Below are 17,955 nucleotides of genomic sequence, written 5' to 3'. Positions count from 1 at the left end.
GCGCGTCTTCTTCCTCCAGCAGGCACTACGGTGTCCTGACGTTGCCGCATCGTTTTCCATCCGCCCGATTCCACAACACCAAACCATCGGGAACAATGGGAAACATCGACGTGGCGTTCAACGCCATCATCAAACGCGACGGGACGAAAGCCCCGTTCGATCAGAAGAAAATCACCTACGCCATCTTCCGCTCGCTGCGTGCCGTCGGCAGGCCCGACCGGCAGAAGGCCGAAAAACTCTCGGGCGACGTCCTGGCCTGTCTGCACGAGCTTGCCGGCGACAGCGAGCCGACGGTCGAAGGGGTGCAGGACCAGGTCGAGAAGGCGCTCTTCAGGGCAGGGGAGTTCGAAGCCGCCAAGGCCTACATCATCTATCGCCACCAGCACCGCACCCTCCGCGACGCCAGGGAGATCTTCAGCAACGTCGATCTCGTAGACCAGTACCTGAACCTCGAGGACTGGAGGATCAAGGAGAGCGCCAACTCGAGCTGGTCGCTGCAGGGGCTCAACCAGCACATCTCCACCATCGTCAGTTCCCAGTACTGGCTGAACCGGATCTATCCGCCGGAGATCAGCGAGGCGCACACTTCCGGCACGATGCATGTGCACGATCTCGGGTTCCTCAGCGTCTACTGCGTCGGCTGGGACCTCGAGGATCTGCTCCGCAGCGGCTTCACCGGCGTCTCCGGCCATGCGGCGAGCAAGCCCACGCGCCATCTCCGCTCGGCGCTCGGCCAGATCGTCAACTTCTTCTACACCATGCAGGGCGAGGCTGCCGGCGCCCAGGCATTCTCGAACTTCGACACCCTGCTCGCCCCGTTCATCCGCTACGACAAGCTCGACTACGACGGGGTGCGCCAGTGCCTGCAGGAGTTCTTCTTCAACATGAACGTGCCGACGAGAGTTGGATTCCAGACCCCGTTCACCAACGTGACGCTCGACCTCACCGTCCCCTCCACCCACCGCGACATGCCGGTCATGATCGGCGGCGAGGCGATGGAGGAGAGCTACGGCGAGTTCCAGCAGGAGATGGACCTCTTCAACCGCGCCTTCGCCGATGTGATGACCGCGGGAGACGCGAGCGGCGCCGTCTTCTCATTCCCGATCCCCACCTATAACATCACTCCCGACTTCGACTGGGACAACCCGGTCTACCTTGGCATCTGGGAGATGGCCGCGCGCTACGGCATCCCCTACTTCTCCAACTTCGTCAACTCCTCCCTGAGCCCCGACGACGTGCGCAGCATGTGCTGCCGGCTGCGGCTCGACAAGCGTGAGCTGCAGAAGAAGGTGGGAGGGCTGTTCGGTTCGAACCCGCTTACCGGTTCGGTCGGCGTGGTCACCATGAACATGCCGCGCATCGGCTACGAGTCCCGCAGCGAGGAGGAGCTCTACCAGCGGCTCGGGCACACGATGGAGCTTGCCAGGGAGAGCCTCGAGATCAAGCGCAAGGTGATCGAGCGGCTCACCGCCGAAGGGCTCTATCCCTACTCGAAGTTCTACCTCCGCCATCTTTATGAGAAGAACGGCCGCTACTGGGACAACCACTTCTCGACGATCGGCATCACCGGCATGAACGAGTGCTGCCTCAACTTCCTCGGCTGCACCATCGCCGACGAGGAGGGCCGCGCTTTCGCCCTCAGGGTGATGGACTTCATGCGCTCGAAGCTCGAAGCCTTCCAGGAGGAGACTGGCCACATCTACAACCTCGAGGCCACGCCGGCCGAGAGCACGGCCTATCGCCTCGCCCGCATCGACAAGAAGCTGCATCCGGATCTCATTACGGCCAACGAAGCGGCCGTCGAGGGCGGAGCCGAGCCCTACTACACCAACTCGACCCAGCTGCCCGTCGGCCATACCGACGACCTCTTCGAGGCGCTCCGCCTGCAGGACGACCTCCAGTCGCGCTACACGGGAGGCACGGTCTTCCACGCCTTCGTCGGTGAAAGCGAAATCCCCGCCGAGTCGGTCAAGCAGCTCGTCCGGACGGTGACGGCGAACTTCACCCTGCCCTACATCACGCTCTCGCCGACCTTCAGCATCTGCCCTTCGCACGGCTACCGCTCGGGCGAGCACGAGTTCTGTCCCGAGTGTGCCGCATCGGGCGTCGAGCAGCGCTGCATCGTCTACACGCGCATCGTGGGTTACCTCAGGCCCGTAGAGCAGTGGAACGGCGGAAAGCAGAGCGAATACGCCGACCGGAAGCTCTTCAGCATGGCCTCCGCCGCGAAGGGCGTGGAGGCGGATTCGTGAGCGGCCCTGTGTCGCTGCCGGTGGGAGGGTTCCTGCCGCAGAGCCTCGTCGACTGGCCCGGCCGTGTCGCGGCGGTCGTCTATACTTCGGGCTGCAACTTCCGCTGCCCCTTCTGCCACAACCCCGAGCTCGTGCTTCCCAAGGAGTTCGGGGCCCCTCCGCTGATTCCCTTCGAGGAGGCGCTTGAGCGCATCGCGCAGAACCGCAATCTGCTCGGCGGGGTGGTGGTGACGGGCGGAGAGCCGACCATACACGACTCCCTCCCGGATGCCCTTCGCGCCCTGAAGAAGCTCGGGCTCAAGGTGAAGCTCGACACCAACGGGAGCCGCCCGGAGATGCTCGGGCGGCTCATCGGGGAGGGGCTCGTCGACGAAGTGGCGATGGACGTCAAGGCGCCGCTCGAGCCGGAGGCCTACTCCCGGCTGACGGGAATCGACTGCCCGCCGGAGCTCCTCGGCAGGATACGGGATTCGCTGTTGCTCCTGCGCCGCTCGGGCGTCAGCCACCGTTTGCGCTGCACAGTGGTGAAGGGTCTGCATACGAAGGAGGATGTCGTTGAGCTCACGGAGACGTTCGGTCCTGCGCTGACGTTGCAGCGGTACCGGGCGGGGAAGACCCTGGGGGAACTGGAGGCAGGGCCTTTCGATTCGGCAATGCCGGCCCTGTCGGAGATATGAAAGCCCGTTGTTATGATTTTTCAGGAAAGATCGCTTGACAAGGAGATTATGACGCATCCCTCTAAAGGAACGGTATTCATCGCGGGAGCCGGACCGGGTGATCCCTCGTTGCTGACCGTACGTGCCGCAGATGTACTTCGCGTAGCCGATGTCGTCCTTCATGATGCGCTCGTCACGGAAGAAATCCTGGCGCTTGCCGGCTCCAATGCCGAACTTGTCAATGTCGGCAAGCGTCTTGCTGACGGGCAGAACCAGACCCGGCGTCAGGAGCGTATCAACGACTTGCTTGTCGAACATGCCTCGGCCGGCCGTTCGGTGGTCCGGCTCAAGGCCGGCGACCCCTTCATGTTCGGGCGCGGCATCGAAGAGGTTCGCGCATTGTCGGAAGCGGGCATTCCTTATGAGGTCGTTCCCGGCATCACTGCAGGCATTGCCGCAGCAGACCTGTTTTCCATCCCCCTGACGGAGCGTTACCGCAATACCGCCGCCATATTCTGCACCGGCCACACCGCCAGCCATTCCAGTGCCCATTTCCAGGCCTTCATCGAGCTGATGAAGGCGGGTACGCCACTGGTGATGTATATGGGGCTTGATACCCTGATGCCGATCCTGGCACGCATGAAAGCCTCGGGTCTGCCCGACTCGCTTGGGGTCTGCGCCGTATCGCGTGTTTCGCGGCCCGACCAGGAGCTTGTCTACGGAACCCTCTCGACCATCGCCGGCCTGCTGAAGGAGCGCCCCCTCAAACTTCCCGTCGTATTCATCATCGGCGAATATGCACGCCCGGAATATCCGGACGCGGGCCATGCCGCCAATCCACCTTTCAGCTGACAATCCATATGGAGAAACATCACAAGAAACGCCGCCAGATTAACAAGAAAGCGATACTGATCGCCCATTTCGGGACCACCTATCCGTCGGCTCTTCCATCGCTCGACAACATCAAGCAGCGGATCATGGCGGAGATCCCCGGTGTGGAGACCAGGATATGCTTCACCTCGAACATGGTCCGCAACACCTGGCGGGTCAGGCGGCGGAAGCCCGAGAAGTGGATAGCCGAAGGCGTTACAGAAGAATTTCTCAACATACAGGGGCTTCTCGGCGCCATCGGCAACCTTCAGGACGCCAACTACAGGACCATCATCGTCCAGCCTACCCACATGTACCATGGCGAGCAGTTCGAGGACCTGAAGTCCTACATCAGGGCCATGCAGTCGATACGGACGGTCAAGCGTGCCTGGCAGCCTTTCGAGAAGGTCGTCCTCTCCCGTCCTGCGCTCGGCACCTGGGGCATCGAGCACGATTACAGTGATGATATCGAGGAGGTGGTCGCTCTGTTCGGTGAGGATATCGAGCGTTCGAAGCAGAAGGATGCCGCTATGGTCTACGTTGCGCACGGCAACGATTTTTTCTCGTCCAGCGCATTCAGCGAGACATGCCGGGCAATGCGTGAGGCCTGGCCTGATGCCAGCATCCATATCGGTGTTGTCGAGGGGCGTCCCGGGATCGAGGATATCCTCGGCGATCTTGCCTCATCCGGCCGCAGGAACGTCATTCTCCGTCCGTTCATGATCACAGCCGGCGACCATGCTCACAACGATATCGCCGACGATGGTCCCGATTCATGGAAAGGTGCGTTCGAGGCTGCCGGATACCGGGTCGAAACCCGTATGGAGGGTCTTGGCGCCGACGACCGGTTTGCATCGATCTTTGCCAAAAGGATCCTGGAAACGGCGACCGACAACGGCATCGACCTCGTTTCGGAACCAGTAGAGAACAACCCGCATCCATGAGCGACACAATACAGAAAAGGGGCCGCATCACGAGCGTCTCCCTCGGACCCGGAGACCCGGAGCTCATTACCGTGAAAGCCCTCCGCCAGCTCCGCGAAGCTGACCTCGTCTACTATCCCGGTACGGTTGACGCTTCAGGCGTGGTTATCGGCATTGCCTACGATATACTCATGAAGTGCGATCTTGACGCTTCTCGCCTCCGCGGCATATATGTCCCCATGTCGCGCTCGAGGGGAGCGGCTGAAGAGTGCTATGACGAAGCGTACGCCTCCATGAGGGCGGCTGTCGCAGAGGGCCTCGACGTCACGGTCGTCAGCGTCGGGGACGGAGGGTTCTACAGCACCGCCTCGGCCATCGTGGAGCGCGCCCTTGCCGACGGGCTCGATTGTTCGATGACCCCAGGAATTCCGGCGTTCATAGCCGCCGGTTCGGCAGCCCGCCTGCCCCTCTCCCTGCATGACGACAGCGTTGCCGTGCTTGCCCAGATAGAGTCGCTTGACGAGCTTGATTCCGCACTCGCCATGCACGATACGGTAGTGGTGATGAAGCTCTCCACGGTGCGTGACGAGGTGTTTGCGTTTCTCGAGCGTAACGGAAAGCCGTTCCTCTATGCCGAGAAGATCGGGATGGCGGGGGAGTTCCTTGCTACCGATACGGAGGCCCTCAGGGGTCGTACCATACCCTATTTCTCTCTCCTCGTCTGTTCGAGACGATGGAGCAACGATAAATCATGAACCACTCTCGCATGCAAGGCAAAATCACCGTCGTCGGTCTGGGTCCCGGCGATGCATCCATGACGACCCCCCAGGTGCTCGATGCTCTCGGTACTGCCGACGCGGTCGTCGGCTACAGCGGCTACATGAAGGGCATCGAGCACCTCATCCCGGAGTCCGCAGAGACGTTTTCGAGCGGTATGACTCGAGAAAGGGACCGAGCCGAGCAGGCGTTCGCGCTTGCCGCTGAAGGCAAGCGGGTCGTCGTGGTCAGTTCCGGCGATGCGGGTATCTACGGGATGGCCCCCCTTATCATTGAACTTCATGAGCGCGGGGAACACGGTGATCCTCATATCGAGGTTCTCCCTGGCATCAGTGCATTCCAGGCCGCGGCCGCGCGCCTCGGCGCCCCGATAAGCCACGATTTCTGCGCCATCTCCCTTTCCGACCTGATGACCCCGTGGGAGCAGATAGAAAAAAGGATTTCGGCGGCGGCTTACGCGGACTTCGTTACAGCGGTCTATAATCCGAAAAGCCGGGATCGCTTCTGGCAGCTGGACCGGTTTCGGGAGCTTTTTCTCCGCCACCGTGACCCCTCCACTCCCGTCGCGCTCGTGCGCAATGCCGCGAGGGATGATGAAGAGGTCAGCCTGACGAGCCTCGGGAGCTTCGATTGCGAACGGGTCGATATGTTCACGGTCGTGATCGTCGGCAATTCGCGCTCCCGCATAAGCGGAAAGTTCTTCCTGACTCCGCGGGGCTATTTCGACCGTGAAGATGATGCCGAAGGCAAGCCCGTAGGCGCTGCCATCATGAGCGGCAGTTTCAGGACCATAGCCGGTTTGATGAGGCGGAACGACCTCGAGGAGGATGCGAAATGGGCCGTCATGCATACCATTCATACGACAGCGGATTTCGAGATGGAGCAGTTGTTCCATGCATCCCCCGGCGCCCTGCGCCACTGGCACGGGCGGCTGTCGGCCGGGGGCGCGGAGATCGTTACTGACGTGACGATGGTGCAGTCCGGCATCCGCAAGGCGGCCCTGGAGCGGTATGGAGTCACGGTCTACTGCTACCTTAACGACCCGAGGACCGCAGCGCTTGCGCAGGCAGAAGGAATCACGCGGAGCCAGGCCGGCATGCGGCTTGCGGCCAGCGAACACCCCCATGCGCTTTACGTCGTCGGCAACGCGCCTACGGCCCTGATCGAGCTGGCCTCGATGCTCCGCCGCACTTCGTTTGCGCCGATGGGAGTCGTCGGCGCACCGGTAGGGTTCGTCAATGTCGTCGAGTCCAAGCTTCGGCTCAGAGCCGCATGCGGCAACACGCCCATTGCCGTCATCGAAGGCAGAAAGGGAGGCAGCGGGATCGCCGCGACGATCGTCAATGCCGCCTTCAGTCTCGATGAGGCGGCGGCCATGAACCCGGGGCGCGATGTCTAGGAGGCGCTTTACGTTCATCGGCCTGACCGACAGCCCTGTGCCGCCGCTCGAGGAAGAGGCGAGGGCTTCGATTGCCTCCCACTCCGTCTTTGCCGGAGGGGAGCGCCATCGCCAGATCGTCGACGGGCTTCTTCCCCGGCCTCATCGGTGGATCAACATCGCTCCGCCGCTCGGCGCTGTGCGCACCTCTCTGGAGGAGGTCTGCGAACCCGTCCTGGTTTTCGCATCCGGGGATCCGTTCTTCTACGGGTTCGGCGCAACCCTGCAGAAATGGTTTCCCGATTCGCGCCTGCGCAGTTTTCCCGCCCCGCATTCCCTGCAGCTCCTGGCAAGACGCTGTATGATCCCCTATCAGAGGATGCGCCACGTCTCACTGACCGGCCGTGCCTGGCAAGAGCTCGATGAAGCCCTTATCCGTGGCGACGAGCTGGTCGGCGTGCTGACCGATCAGCGGAAAACCCCCGCAGCCATCGCGCGCCGGCTCCTCGATTACGGTTATGGCAACTATGCCATGCGCATTGGCGTCGCGCTGGGAGGTGAGCGCGAATCCGTTGTAGAGTGCACGCTCCGGGAGGCCTCAGAACGGGATTTCGCAATGCCCAACTGCCTTATCCTTCTCTCAGAACGTCCCTCGTCCCGATGGTTCGGCATTCCTGACGAACTTTTCGATGGCCTGCCCGGACGGCCGAACATGATCACGAAGATGCCTTTCAGGATGGCGGCAATCGCCGCCCTCGAGCTCGGCCGTGCCCGGAGTTTCTGGGATGTGGGCTTCTGCACCGGTTCGGTCGCGATCGAAGCGCGGCTGCAGTTTCCGCGCCTTGCAGTAACGGCATTCGAGAAACGTCCGGAATGCGATACCATCCTCGAAGCCAACAGCCGCCGTTTCGGCGCTGCGGGCATCGCAACGGTGATGGGGGATTTCCTCCGGCAGGATCATGCCGCATGCTGCGCCGGGGACGGCCAGCTCGACGCGGCATTCATTGGCGGGCACGGCGATCGCCTCGAACCTGTCTTCACCGCCATAGCGGCACATCTTTCCCCGGGAGGGCGGATCGTCATGAATGCCGTCCGCTCTTCGAGCAGGGACGCTTTCGCGGCCACTGCCGCAAAGCTCGGCTTCTGCCTTGGGGATCCCCTCGAATTGAGTCTCGGCAGCCATAACCCGATTGCCGTCATGAAAGCCGTCAAACCACCCCTATAACCTGAAGAGTTGCATGTTCTCCTCCATTGCCATCATCGCCTCTTCCGACGGCGGAATCCGTCTTGGAAGACTTCTTTGCGGACTGCTTTCCGGCGCCACTGCCGCAGACTGTCGCCTCTATTCGACACGTCGTGCAGACGGCGTCGAGACGGTGGAATCGATTCCCGGTTTCGTTCGCGATTCCTTCTCCCGCTTCGACGCCTTTCTCTTCATCGGCTCGCTCGGTATCTGCGTCCGATCCATCGCCCCGGTGCTTGAAAGCAAATCCAAAGATCCGGCGGTGCTCAATTGCGATGAGGCCGGCCGGTTCGTCCTGCCGGTTGTTTCCGGGCATGTGGGAGGGGGCGGAGAGCTGGCCTCGCGGGTTGCGCGGCTTCTCGGCGCCGAGGTGGTGGCGACCACTTCCAGCGACGTGCAGGGGCTCTGGCCGCTCGATGTCCTCGGTAGAGGTGAAGGCTGGACGATCGAATTCGCGCCGGCAGCGAGCGGGCAGACCATGACCTCCGCAATTGCCGCCTTCGTCAACCATGAGCCTACGGTTCTTCTCCTCGAATCCCGGGACGCCCTCACCGATCGCCTTGAACGCAGTGCCCCTCCGTTCGTTCAGGTCGTCTACCGCTACGAGGATGCGGATTTCAGCCGCTGCAGCCTGTTACTTGCCGTTACGCCGTTTCTGTACGACCCTCCCGTTCAGGTGGTGTTCTACCGCCCGAAAGTGCTTTGTCTCGGGCTCGGTTCCGAACGGGGGATAGATCCTCTCCGTTTTCTGGACTCGTTCGAGAAACGTTTTGCAGAAACGGGCCTTTCCGTCAACTCCATCAAGGCCGTCGGCTCGGTCGATTTCAAGATGGACGAAGCCGCATTCCTTGCTTTTGCGCAACAGCGGGGGCTCCCTCTCCAGGGCTTTCCCCCCGAAAAGCTCGAGGCGGTCGCCTCCGTTCCGAATCCATCCGAGGTGGTCTTTGCCAAAACAGGGATCCACAGTGTTGCTGAAGCCACATCGGCGCTGCTTTCCGGCCGGGATGCATGGGTGGTCGAAAAACAGAAGGTCGCCATGCAGGATGTTCCTGAGGGGACGGCACGCCACTACACCTTTGCCGTGAGCATGCTGCATGCGGCGATGCGACGGGGGCGCATCGCCATCGTCGGGGCCGGACCGGGTGATCCCGATCTGGTGACGGTCAGGGGGAAGGAGTATCTGCAGCAGGCGGACCTGATCCTCTATGCCGGGAGCCTGGTTCCCGAAAAACTGACCTGGTGCGCAAAATCCGGAGCCCTGGTGAGAAGCTCGGCTTCGATGTCCCTTGAGGAGCAGTTTGAACTGATGGCCGAATGCTACAGGAAGGGCGGGTTCATCGTCCGTCTCCACACCGGCGATCCTTCGATCTACGGTGCCATCCAGGAGCAGATGGCGTACTTCGACCGGGAGGGGATGGAGTACGAAATTGTGCCGGGCGTCTCCTCGTTCCAGGCAGCGGCCGCCGTGCTGAAGTCGCAATTCACCGTTCCCGAAAAGGTGCAGACCATCATTCTGACGCGCGGCAACGGCCGCACGCCGGTACCAGAAAAGGAAAAACTCTCCGAGCTCGCACGATCAAGGGCGACCATGTGCATCTATCTCAGCGCGGAATGGGGCGACGAGGTCCAGGCAGATCTACTCGAGCATTATCCACCGGATACTCCGGTTGCCGTCTGCTACCGGATCGGATGGGAGGATCAGCAGGTCTGGCGGGCAGAGCTCTCTTCACTGGCAGAGCTGATCCGCAGAAGCGGCAAATCCCGTCAGGTGCTGATTGTTGTGGGCGAGGCGATCGGAGCCCGAATGAATCGATCGAAACTCTACGACCCCGACTTCGCCCATGGGTTCAGACCGGCATGTTCGAAGTGATATGGCCGGAATGACGCTGGTGTTCGGGGGAACGACCGAGGGACGGAGGACGGCATTCCTGCTCGACAGGCTCGGGATGCCGTTCCTGTACTCCACGAAGGAGCGCGTAGAGCCTTTCCAGACCGTTCACGGCGAGTTCCGCCATGGTCCGCTCGATCGCTCCGCGCTGGAGGCCCTTCTTGATGAACGCCCCTTCGGGCTCGTCATCGATGCCGCCCACCCCTTTGCCGCTGCACTCCATCAGACGGTATACGACGCATGCAGCGCAAGGGGAGTGCGACTGATACGCTATGACAGGAGCCGGGATCCTTCCGCCGACCAACTTCTTGAATTCCCGGGCATCCACAGGGCTGCTGATTTTGGGGAGGCGCTGGCGACGCTCGAGCGCCTGCGGCCTTCGGTCCTGCTGGCGCTGACCGGTGTTCAGTCTATCGGTCCGCTGCGGCGCTGGTGGTCGGGACGGAAAACGCTCTTCCGCATTCTTCCCCGAACCTCGTCGATCGAAGCGGCGCGCAGCGAAGGCATCCCTGAGAAGTGGCTCATCAAGGAGATGCCCGAGGCCGGTCCGGATGCGTTCGTCGAGCTTATCGACCGGTTCGGTGTCGACTGTCTCCTGACAAAGGAGAGCGGCGCAAGCGGGTACCTCGGCGACAAGCTCGAGGCCGCATCCCGGCGGGATATCCCGGCAATTGTGATCACCCGCCCTCCGGTGCCGCCATGGCGGACGAGGCTCTTTTCCGACAGCGAGCTCGAAAAAGTTTTGCAGGGCGAGCTGCAATCCCATCCGATGCCCGCAGCCCTCAGGAAAGGCTATACAACCGGAGCGACGGCGGCTGCGGCAACGCGGGCCGCCATGCAGGCGCTGCTCAAAGGGCGGTTTCCTGAAGAGGTGCTCCTAACGCTGCCTTCAGGGAAGAAGGCGCGCTTCGTAATAGAAGAACCCATCTTCTCCGGAGGATCGGCTCGGTGCTCCGTGCGCAAAGACGGCGGAGACGATCCGGATGTCACCCACGGGCTTCTGATTTCGAGCGAAGTCAGCCTGATCGGAGGCGAGCCGGAATCGGTGGAGTTTCTCCAGGGGGAGGGGGTCGGGCGGGTAACGCTGCCCGGCCTGGAGATCCCGCCGGGAGAGCCGGCCATCAATCCGGTGCCCCGAAGGATGATACGGGACGAGGTGGTGGCAGCGCTTCGCATGAGCGATGTGGAGTCGGCCGTGTCCGTGAAGATCTCCGTCGCCGGAGGGTCCGAAGCTGCAAAAAAAACGATGAACCCGCGCCTCGGCATTCTCGACGGGATTTCGATCATAGGCACCACCGGAGAGGTCGTCCCGTATTCGATGGATGCATGGATCGCCAGCATCCGCCAGGCGATCCATGTCACCGGTGCCAACGGCTGCCGTGAGATTGCCCTGACATCGGGATTGCGGAGCGAGCGTATGCTGCGTGACCGCTATTCCGGCCTGGATGCCCGAGGCTGCGTCCATTACGGGAATTTCATCGCACGGGCGCTCAAGGCCGTCGGAGAGCAGGGGGGCTTTGAGCGGGTATATGTTGCCGTGATGCTTGCCAAGGCGACAAAGCTGGCCGCAGGGGAGCCCGACCTCTCAAGCAGAACCGTCCCGTTGCGGCCCGAACGACTTGGCGATCTGGCCCGCAGGGCCGGCTACGGCGAAGAGGTCTGTCTGCGGCTCAATGATCTGAAGCTTGTCCGTTCCATGACCGAGATCCTGCCGTTCAGGGCTGGAGAGCCGTTTTATGAGCGGCTGGCGGAAGCCTGTGTCGAGAGCTGCCGGCGCTGGCTTCCCGAGATCCCCCTTACGTTCGTTCTTCTCGATATCGAAGGACATATGCTGGTCATGAATCGCTGAGTTGAGATGCGAGATGCTGTAAAGTCCCCCTTTTTTGATGCAACACCATACCGGAATAGATGCCGCATGAGCCTGCCGATTGACCGAAACCCGACAGCGATATATCTCGGAGCGCTTTTGCTGCTTGCGCTCCTGGTCGTTGTTTCTCTGCTTGTCGGGCGGTATCCCGTTCCCCCCGAAACGCTTCTGGCGTTAGTCCTCGATGGTTCCGGAGACGAGCCTGTGCATGCCACGGTGCTTTTCTCCATCCGTCTTCCCCGGATCATCGGAGCACTGCTCGTCGGAGGAGCGCTGTCGCTCGCAGGCGCCGCCTACCAGGGACTTTTCCGCAATCCCATGGTGAGTCCCGATATCCTCGGCGTCAGCTCCGGAGCCGGATTCGGGGCGGCGCTCGCCATTCTGCTCTCCCTGCCGGTAATCGCGGTCCAGGTCTCGGCCTTTCTCGGCGGCCTGGGGGCGGTGCTCCTTGCCGTTACGGTTGCAAAGGCCGCCGCAAAGCGGCACGAAGGCGTTCTTGTGCTGGTGCTTTCGGGTATGGTCATCTCCGCCGTCTTCACTGCGCTGATCTCCCTGATGAAATATGTTGCCGATCCGGAAAGCAAACTCCCGACCATCACCTACTGGCTCATGGGTAGCCTTGCCGATATCCGCATGGCCGATCTGAGGGCGGTCCTGCCGTTTCTCTGCATCGGCATACTGCCGCTTCTCCTCATGAGCTGGCGGCTCAATATCCTCTCGTTCGGCGAGGACGATGCCCGCTCGCTTGGCGTCAATGTGAAGGTCGTTCGATTCGCCACTGTCGTTGCTTCGTCGCTCATTACGGCCAGCGTCATCTCAATCAGCGGCCTCATCGGCTGGGTGGGCCTGCTTGTTCCCCATGCTGCACGACTGCTGGTCGGGCCCGACCACCGTTTGCTGCTTCCGCTCTCCTTTCTGCTCGGCGGGATGCTTCTGCTTGTGTTCGACGCCATCGCCCGTACGCTGCTCTCCATAGAGATTCCTATCGGTATCGTCACCGCTCTTGTTGGCGCCCCGTTCTTCATTTTCATTCTCAAATCATCGTCGCGCAAACTTACATGAAGAGGAACGAGAAGCATATCGAGTGTTCCGGGCTGAGCGTTGGCTACGATTCCCGTATTGTCGTCGATAACGTCACTATGGATCTGCGGACCGGAGAGATATGCTGTTTCATCGGTCAGAACGGAAGGGGAAAGACGACCCTGTTCAGGACGATGCTCGGCCTCATTGCGCCGATCGGAGGCACTATCCGCCTGAATGGCCGGCCGCTGCATCGATGGAGCGCCATCGAAAGGGCACGGATGGTCGCTTACGTGCCACAGGCCCATCAGGGAGTGTTTCCTTTCAGCGTCAGGGATGTCGTGCTCTTCGGAAGAACCGCCCATCTGGGTCTTTTCGCTTCTCCCGGGAGCCATGACCGGAAGATCGCCGAACAGGCGATCGAAATGCTCGGAATCGGCCATCTTGCCGAACGGCCGTTTCCAGAAATCAGCGGAGGGGAACGCCAGATGGTTCTGCTGGCCAGAGCCCTTGCGCAGGAGGCCTCGATGATGATTCTCGACGAGCCGTCCTCAAACCTTGATTACGGCAATCAGGTACTGCTGCTGCGCAAGATACGAGAGCTTGCGCAGTACGGGATCGGCATCGCCATGGCGACACATTCGCCGGAACACGCCCTGCAGCTTGAGGCTCGTGTGGCCGCCATCGTCGACGGGGGGCTTCGAGTGTGGGAAAACGCGACCGATGCGCTCAATCCCGAAGATATGAAGCGCGTCTACGGAATAGATATCAATATGGCCTCGGCTCTCGATGCAGGGGGCAAGCCGTTGCGATTTTTATACCCGATCAGTTCCTGATTCCTACCCAAACCATTAACCACAAGAAATAATGAACGTGAACTGCAGACAACTGCTCATGGCAGGATTCCTGCTCCTGGCCGTTTTTCTTCCTTCAGGCGGCTGTGCCTATGGCAAGGGTACCGAGCCTTCAGCCGAAAGAACGGTTACGGATATGGCTGGCCGGACCATGACGCTGCCGGCAAAGATCAGCAGGGTCTATGTCAATAGGCCGGGCAGCATCCTTATGTACGCCATCGATCCTTCGATGATCGTGAATCGCTCATTCCGCTACACCCGGGAGGCGCAGCATTTTTTCCGCAAGGAATATCTGGCCCTGCCCTATGTGGAGAACTCGCCGGAGGAGATCCTGAAACTCGACGCCGACCTTATTCTGACATTCTACGATATCAATAAGCAGTCGATAGACCAGTCGGAACGCCTTGCCGCAAAAACCGGCATACCGGTCTATATGGCCTCGCTGAAGTTCGAGGATTATCCCGATGTGTTCCGGCGGCTCGGAGCACTGCTTGGAAGGGAGGGGCAGACCGATAAAATGCTCGGGTTCATCGAGCGCCATGTCGAACCCGTCATAGCAAAAAGCGGCTCGATTCCTCCTGAGCGGCGTCTTTCCGTCTATTATGCGGAAGGGGAGCGCGGCCTCCATACCGATCCTTCGGGATCCATCCATACCAGGCTGATCGAACTGGTAGGAGCGAAAAACGCGGCGAGGGTGGACAAGGTTTCACGAAAAGGCATGAGCGCCGTTTCCTTTGAGCAGCTCTTGCTCTGGAACCCCGACAGGATAATCGTCTGGGCAGGCCTCGGCACGAAGACCGGTACGCTGAGTTATATCAAAAGCGACCCGCTCTGGGCAAAGCTTCCTGCCGTCAGCCGCGGAGATATCGACCAGATTCCCTATCTCCCCTTCGGATGGTTCGACCGACCGGCCAGCATCAACCGCCTGCTCGGCGTCCCGTGGCTTGCAAACCATCTTTATCCGGAGCATTACGGCATTGATATCGACGCGGTCGTCAGGGAGTATTTCAGGGTTTTCTACCATTATGAACTCAATCAGGAGGAATTGTCGCTGGTGCTTCGTCCCTGAGCAGAGGGGGCAATCGCCCGATAAACGCAGAAGCCCCGGTTCTCCCGGGGCTTCTGCGTTGCATCCGATGCGGCCGGCGGCCATTCAGAGCGTCACATTGAGCGAGGTCTTGACGTTGATGCCTGGCTCGTAGAGGAAGTCTTCACTGGCAAGATGGCTGCGGTAGGTCCTGTCGAAAAGGTTGTCGACCGCCACGGCCAGCGTCACGTTCCGGGTGAACCTGATGCCGCTCTTGAGGTTGACGAGCCCGTAGCCGGGGGTGGCGATCTCATCGCCGGGGCCGGGATTGTCCTGGTCGGCATAGAGCTCGGTGTTGACTTCCAGCCACCAGGAGGAGTTCCTGCCGAGGGAGTCGTCCCAGCGGGCCCCGAGCCTGCCGTTGGTCGGGGCAATGGAGTTCAGCCGGTCGTCGTTATCGCGGTTCTTGCCGATTACCGAAGAGATGCCGCCGAAGAGCGTAAGGTGGTCGAGGGCTTTCCATGAGGCATTGGCGTCGAAGCCGAAAAGTTCGGCGTCCATGACGTTGACGTACTGATAGTACTTATAGTCCGTTGTTCCAGTGTCAACAGGAAGACCAAATGTATTATCAACCTCTTTTGTGTCAATGAAGTCCTGGATCCTTGAATAGAATCCTGTCAGGCTGCCCGACAATTTTTCGTTCCTCATTTTCAGCCCCGCATCAATGTTCCATGAGTATTCGGGTTTCAGAGCCGGGTTTCCGATGGAGTAGGAGCTTGTCCCCCTGAAGGAGAAGCGCTCGAAAATGTCGGGCGCCCTGAATCCCGTTGCGGCATTGATGTTGGCGTTCAGAACCGAAGAGAGCGGAAGAACGTAGCCCAGGTTTGCCGTTACAGCCCCGTCACTCTCTTCGCTAAAAGGAGTGGTGTAGGTGTTGGTGCCTGCGGTGATAACGGCATCTTCGGCATCGGCATTGAACCAGTCATAGCGTACGCCGCCAATCACCCTCGAGCCGTCGCCGAAGCTCCTGGTGTTCTGTGCGTAAACACCGACGTGGTTCCGGTAGGCATCTTCCGATACCGGGGGATAGGTGTTCGTGACGGTTCCGTCGGTTTTTGTCAGGATTTCTCCCGAGCGCGCATCTTCCCTGACGAATTCGATCCCGCTGACCAGGACGTCCTTGGCAGTCGGATTGAACGTCAGCTGCAGCGATGCGCCCTTGGCCCCCGTATCGATCCAGTTGTCTTTGTTTTTGGCCGTCGATGTTGTACCTGTTCGCCCGTCATAAACGCGCTTCTGGTCGACGAGCCATCCTTTCAGCTCAAGGTCTGTGATGATGCCGATATCCTTCGCGTGCCAGCCGATTTTCCATGTATCGGTATCAAACTTGGTGAAATGCGACCAGGGGTAGTTTTCTTTCTGCGGCTGCCCCATGTCGTCAATGTCGCTCCTGCGCCACGACGCACTGAGCTCGTTCTTCTCGTTGACCTTCCAGCTTGCCGCGGCTCCGAAGCTCATCCCCTCGAACTGGCTGTTGTCGACCGTGTCGCCGTTACCGTCCCGGTAGTTGCCGTGGTCCCTGGTTGAGGCTTCCAGGCGTACCGCCACTTCATCGCTGGCACCGTCAAGCACAAGGTTTCCGTACTTGCCGCTGTCGTTCGAGCTGTAGCCGATGGTGGCCGATGGGCTGAATGCCCACGAACCGTCCGTGGTGAATTCCGGTTTCCTGGTGATGATGTTGATCACGCCGCCCATCGCGTCGCTGCCGTAGAGCACGGAGGCCGGTCCCTTGAGGATTTCGACACGCTCGATCCTTCCGGTGTCCATGAACGGCGTAAGCGGTTCACGCCCCGCCCAGAGATTGGTCTCGCGATCGCCGTCGATCAGGACAAGGACCCTGTTCCCGCCGAATCCCCTGATGGTGGGCTGCGTCTCCCATATGCCGGCTCCGGTAAGCGTGACGCCGGAGGCGGTTTCGATGAGGTCGCCGACCGAGCTCAGGCTCTCCTCCCCGATGGCGTCCTGTGAGATGATTTCAATGTCGCAGGGGAGGCTGTAGGGGTCCTCGGGGGTTCTTGTTGCCGTAACGACGATTTCATTCTTCTGCACGAATGTTTTCGGTTCGGCATGAGCGGCAGGCGCTGTGAACAGCATTATTGCCGCAATCGCTTTGATCTGCCGCTTCATAATGGGCTGGCTTTGATTCACTTTCATGGATGGCATCGGTTGTGTTTTGTGTTGTGCGAACGACGCGGTTCCACCGGCGGCCCGAATGGCTGCAACGAGATTGCAACGATGATGTGACCGCGCTTGGGTACAGGCGCGGATATGCATCAACGGATAAGCGCAGGCCTCTTTGAAGGCTTCGGGTTTTGATGGTCAGACGTCAGTGAATCGGGCGTAAGGGGTTTATTTCCAGGCCATTGTCCCGTGGCCGTTTGAGCGTCATGCTCATGAAATAATCATCCGGCAGGTTTCCTGACTTTCGCCGTAGAGGAGATGAAACCGCCTTCCCGAACCCTCCTGGGAGGATGGGCGCAGTGGCGACATGGTTTCATTCTGGGGTTGATAGCGTGGATCACCCCATTAGGCGATGACAGTTGCGGGTACAGTCTGCGATTTGCACGCAGTTCCCTATTACCCTGCTTAAGCAGGCACCGGTTGAGGAAAGAACATTCCGATGTCAAATAATAAGAAATATCTCAGCAAATTCAATGAGATTGTTGTCCCGGTCGTTGCCCTTCGGGATGAAAACAGTAGGCAATCTGCAGCTCGTAACGTATATTAGCCCCACAATAATGTTCTTTCACCGTAGCTGGTGCCGGTTTGAAAGCCGGAGAATAGGGAAGTACGTGAGATCCGTACACTGTACCCGCAACTGTATAACGGTAAGCCGCAAATCCTTTGCATGGCCACATGCGATCGAGTTGAGGTGCGTTCCAGGTCACTGCATGTTTTCCTCCCGGGACAACGGCGGGAAGGCCGGAACGGAAGTACGCCGCCAAAGTCAGGAGACCTGCCAGCTGCTATTGCATCACACGATCGGACTACGGGTTATAGTCAGGCAATGCAACAGCTGGTCGCACGGATTCTCCATTTTCTCGTTTTCTGTTTTCCGATTGAGAGCATTGGGATCCGTTCTTCTTCTGCATGGCCCCTCCTGATAGATCCAGTCATGTGTTTTTTTAAACACCAACATG

General features: G+C 60.2%; 13 protein-coding genes and 2 riboswitches. Of the genes, 12 read left to right on the top strand and 1 reads right to left on the bottom strand.

Annotated features, from left to right (window positions below; genetic code table 11):
- Nucleotides 1-95: 95 nt before the first annotated feature.
- From E0L29_RS07985 to E0L29_RS07930, 12 genes are all read left to right on the top strand, one after another.
- Entirely contained in the window at nucleotides 96-2,252 is a 2,157-nt protein-coding gene (locus E0L29_RS07985; protein ID WP_131357383.1) for a ribonucleoside triphosphate reductase, read from the top strand.
- Nucleotides 2,249-2,929, top strand: coding sequence for an anaerobic ribonucleoside-triphosphate reductase activating protein (locus tag E0L29_RS07980; protein WP_131357380.1), 681 nt, complete (start codon nucleotides 2,249-2,251; stop codon nucleotides 2,927-2,929). Before E0L29_RS07985 ends, E0L29_RS07980 begins: the two co-directional genes overlap by 4 nt.
- A gap of 12 nt (nucleotides 2,930-2,941) precedes the next feature.
- Nucleotides 2,942-3,760: a uroporphyrinogen-III C-methyltransferase gene (gene cobA / locus E0L29_RS07975; RefSeq protein ID WP_242664327.1), complete on the top strand. Its 819-nt coding sequence runs from the start codon at nucleotides 2,942-2,944 to the stop codon at nucleotides 3,758-3,760.
- Between the two features lie 8 nt (nucleotides 3,761-3,768).
- Nucleotides 3,769-4,722: a sirohydrochlorin cobaltochelatase gene (locus E0L29_RS07970; protein ID WP_131357378.1), complete on the top strand. Its 954-nt coding sequence runs from the start codon at nucleotides 3,769-3,771 to the stop codon at nucleotides 4,720-4,722.
- Complete coding sequence (locus E0L29_RS07965; RefSeq protein ID WP_242664326.1) at nucleotides 4,719-5,456, top strand: precorrin-2 C(20)-methyltransferase; 738 nt, start codon at nucleotides 4,719-4,721, stop codon at nucleotides 5,454-5,456. Before E0L29_RS07970 ends, E0L29_RS07965 begins: the two co-directional genes overlap by 4 nt.
- An 11-nt stretch (nucleotides 5,457-5,467) precedes the next feature.
- Complete coding sequence (gene cobJ / locus E0L29_RS07960) at nucleotides 5,468-6,877, top strand: precorrin-3B C(17)-methyltransferase (RefSeq protein WP_131357375.1); 1,410 nt, start codon at nucleotides 5,468-5,470, stop codon at nucleotides 6,875-6,877.
- Nucleotides 6,870-8,081: a precorrin-6y C5,15-methyltransferase (decarboxylating) subunit CbiE gene (cbiE, locus tag E0L29_RS07955; protein WP_131357372.1), complete on the top strand. Its 1,212-nt coding sequence runs from the start codon at nucleotides 6,870-6,872 to the stop codon at nucleotides 8,079-8,081. Before cobJ ends, cbiE begins: the two co-directional genes overlap by 8 nt.
- Nucleotides 8,082-8,094: 13 nt before the next feature.
- Nucleotides 8,095-9,969 (top strand): precorrin-4 C(11)-methyltransferase, encoded by a 1,875-nt coding sequence (gene cobM / locus E0L29_RS07950; RefSeq protein ID WP_131357369.1) that lies wholly within the window; start codon nucleotides 8,095-8,097, stop codon nucleotides 9,967-9,969.
- 1 nt (nucleotide 9,970) lies between these two features.
- A complete protein-coding gene (cbiD, locus tag E0L29_RS07945) occupies nucleotides 9,971-11,836 on the top strand; it encodes a cobalt-precorrin-5B (C(1))-methyltransferase CbiD (RefSeq protein WP_242664325.1) in 1,866 nt (621 codons plus the stop codon).
- 66 nt (nucleotides 11,837-11,902) lie between these two features.
- Nucleotides 11,903-12,916: an iron ABC transporter permease gene (locus E0L29_RS07940; RefSeq protein ID WP_131357366.1), complete on the top strand. Its 1,014-nt coding sequence runs from the start codon at nucleotides 11,903-11,905 to the stop codon at nucleotides 12,914-12,916.
- The gene (locus E0L29_RS07935) at nucleotides 12,913-13,710 is read left to right on the top strand and encodes an ABC transporter ATP-binding protein (protein ID WP_131357363.1); all 798 of its coding nucleotides are present in this window, start codon (nucleotides 12,913-12,915) and stop codon (nucleotides 13,708-13,710) included. The genes E0L29_RS07940 and E0L29_RS07935 overlap by 4 nt, the downstream gene beginning before the upstream one ends.
- A gap of 31 nt (nucleotides 13,711-13,741) precedes the next feature.
- Nucleotides 13,742-14,797 (top strand): ABC transporter substrate-binding protein, encoded by a 1,056-nt coding sequence (locus E0L29_RS07930; RefSeq protein WP_242664324.1) that lies wholly within the window; start codon nucleotides 13,742-13,744, stop codon nucleotides 14,795-14,797.
- Between the two features lie 84 nt (nucleotides 14,798-14,881).
- Here E0L29_RS07930 and E0L29_RS07925 read toward each other — a convergent pair whose 3' ends face one another.
- The gene (locus E0L29_RS07925) at nucleotides 14,882-16,864 is read right to left on the bottom strand and encodes a TonB-dependent receptor (RefSeq protein ID WP_242664323.1); all 1,983 of its coding nucleotides are present in this window, start codon (nucleotides 16,862-16,864) and stop codon (nucleotides 14,882-14,884) included.
- A gap of 341 nt (nucleotides 16,865-17,205) precedes the next feature.
- A riboswitch (cobalamin riboswitch) is annotated at nucleotides 17,206-17,432 on the bottom strand.
- Nucleotides 17,433-17,554: 122 nt separating this feature from the next.
- A riboswitch (cobalamin riboswitch) is annotated at nucleotides 17,555-17,794 on the top strand.
- Nucleotides 17,795-17,955 lie beyond the last annotated feature (161 nt).

The organism is Chlorobium sp. N1, from assembly GCF_004332115.1.
Classification (GTDB): domain Bacteria; phylum Bacteroidota; class Chlorobiia; order Chlorobiales; family Chlorobiaceae; genus Chlorobium.
Note: the sequence above shows the minus strand (reverse complement) of the source record. Positions and strands in the feature narration are given on the sequence as shown.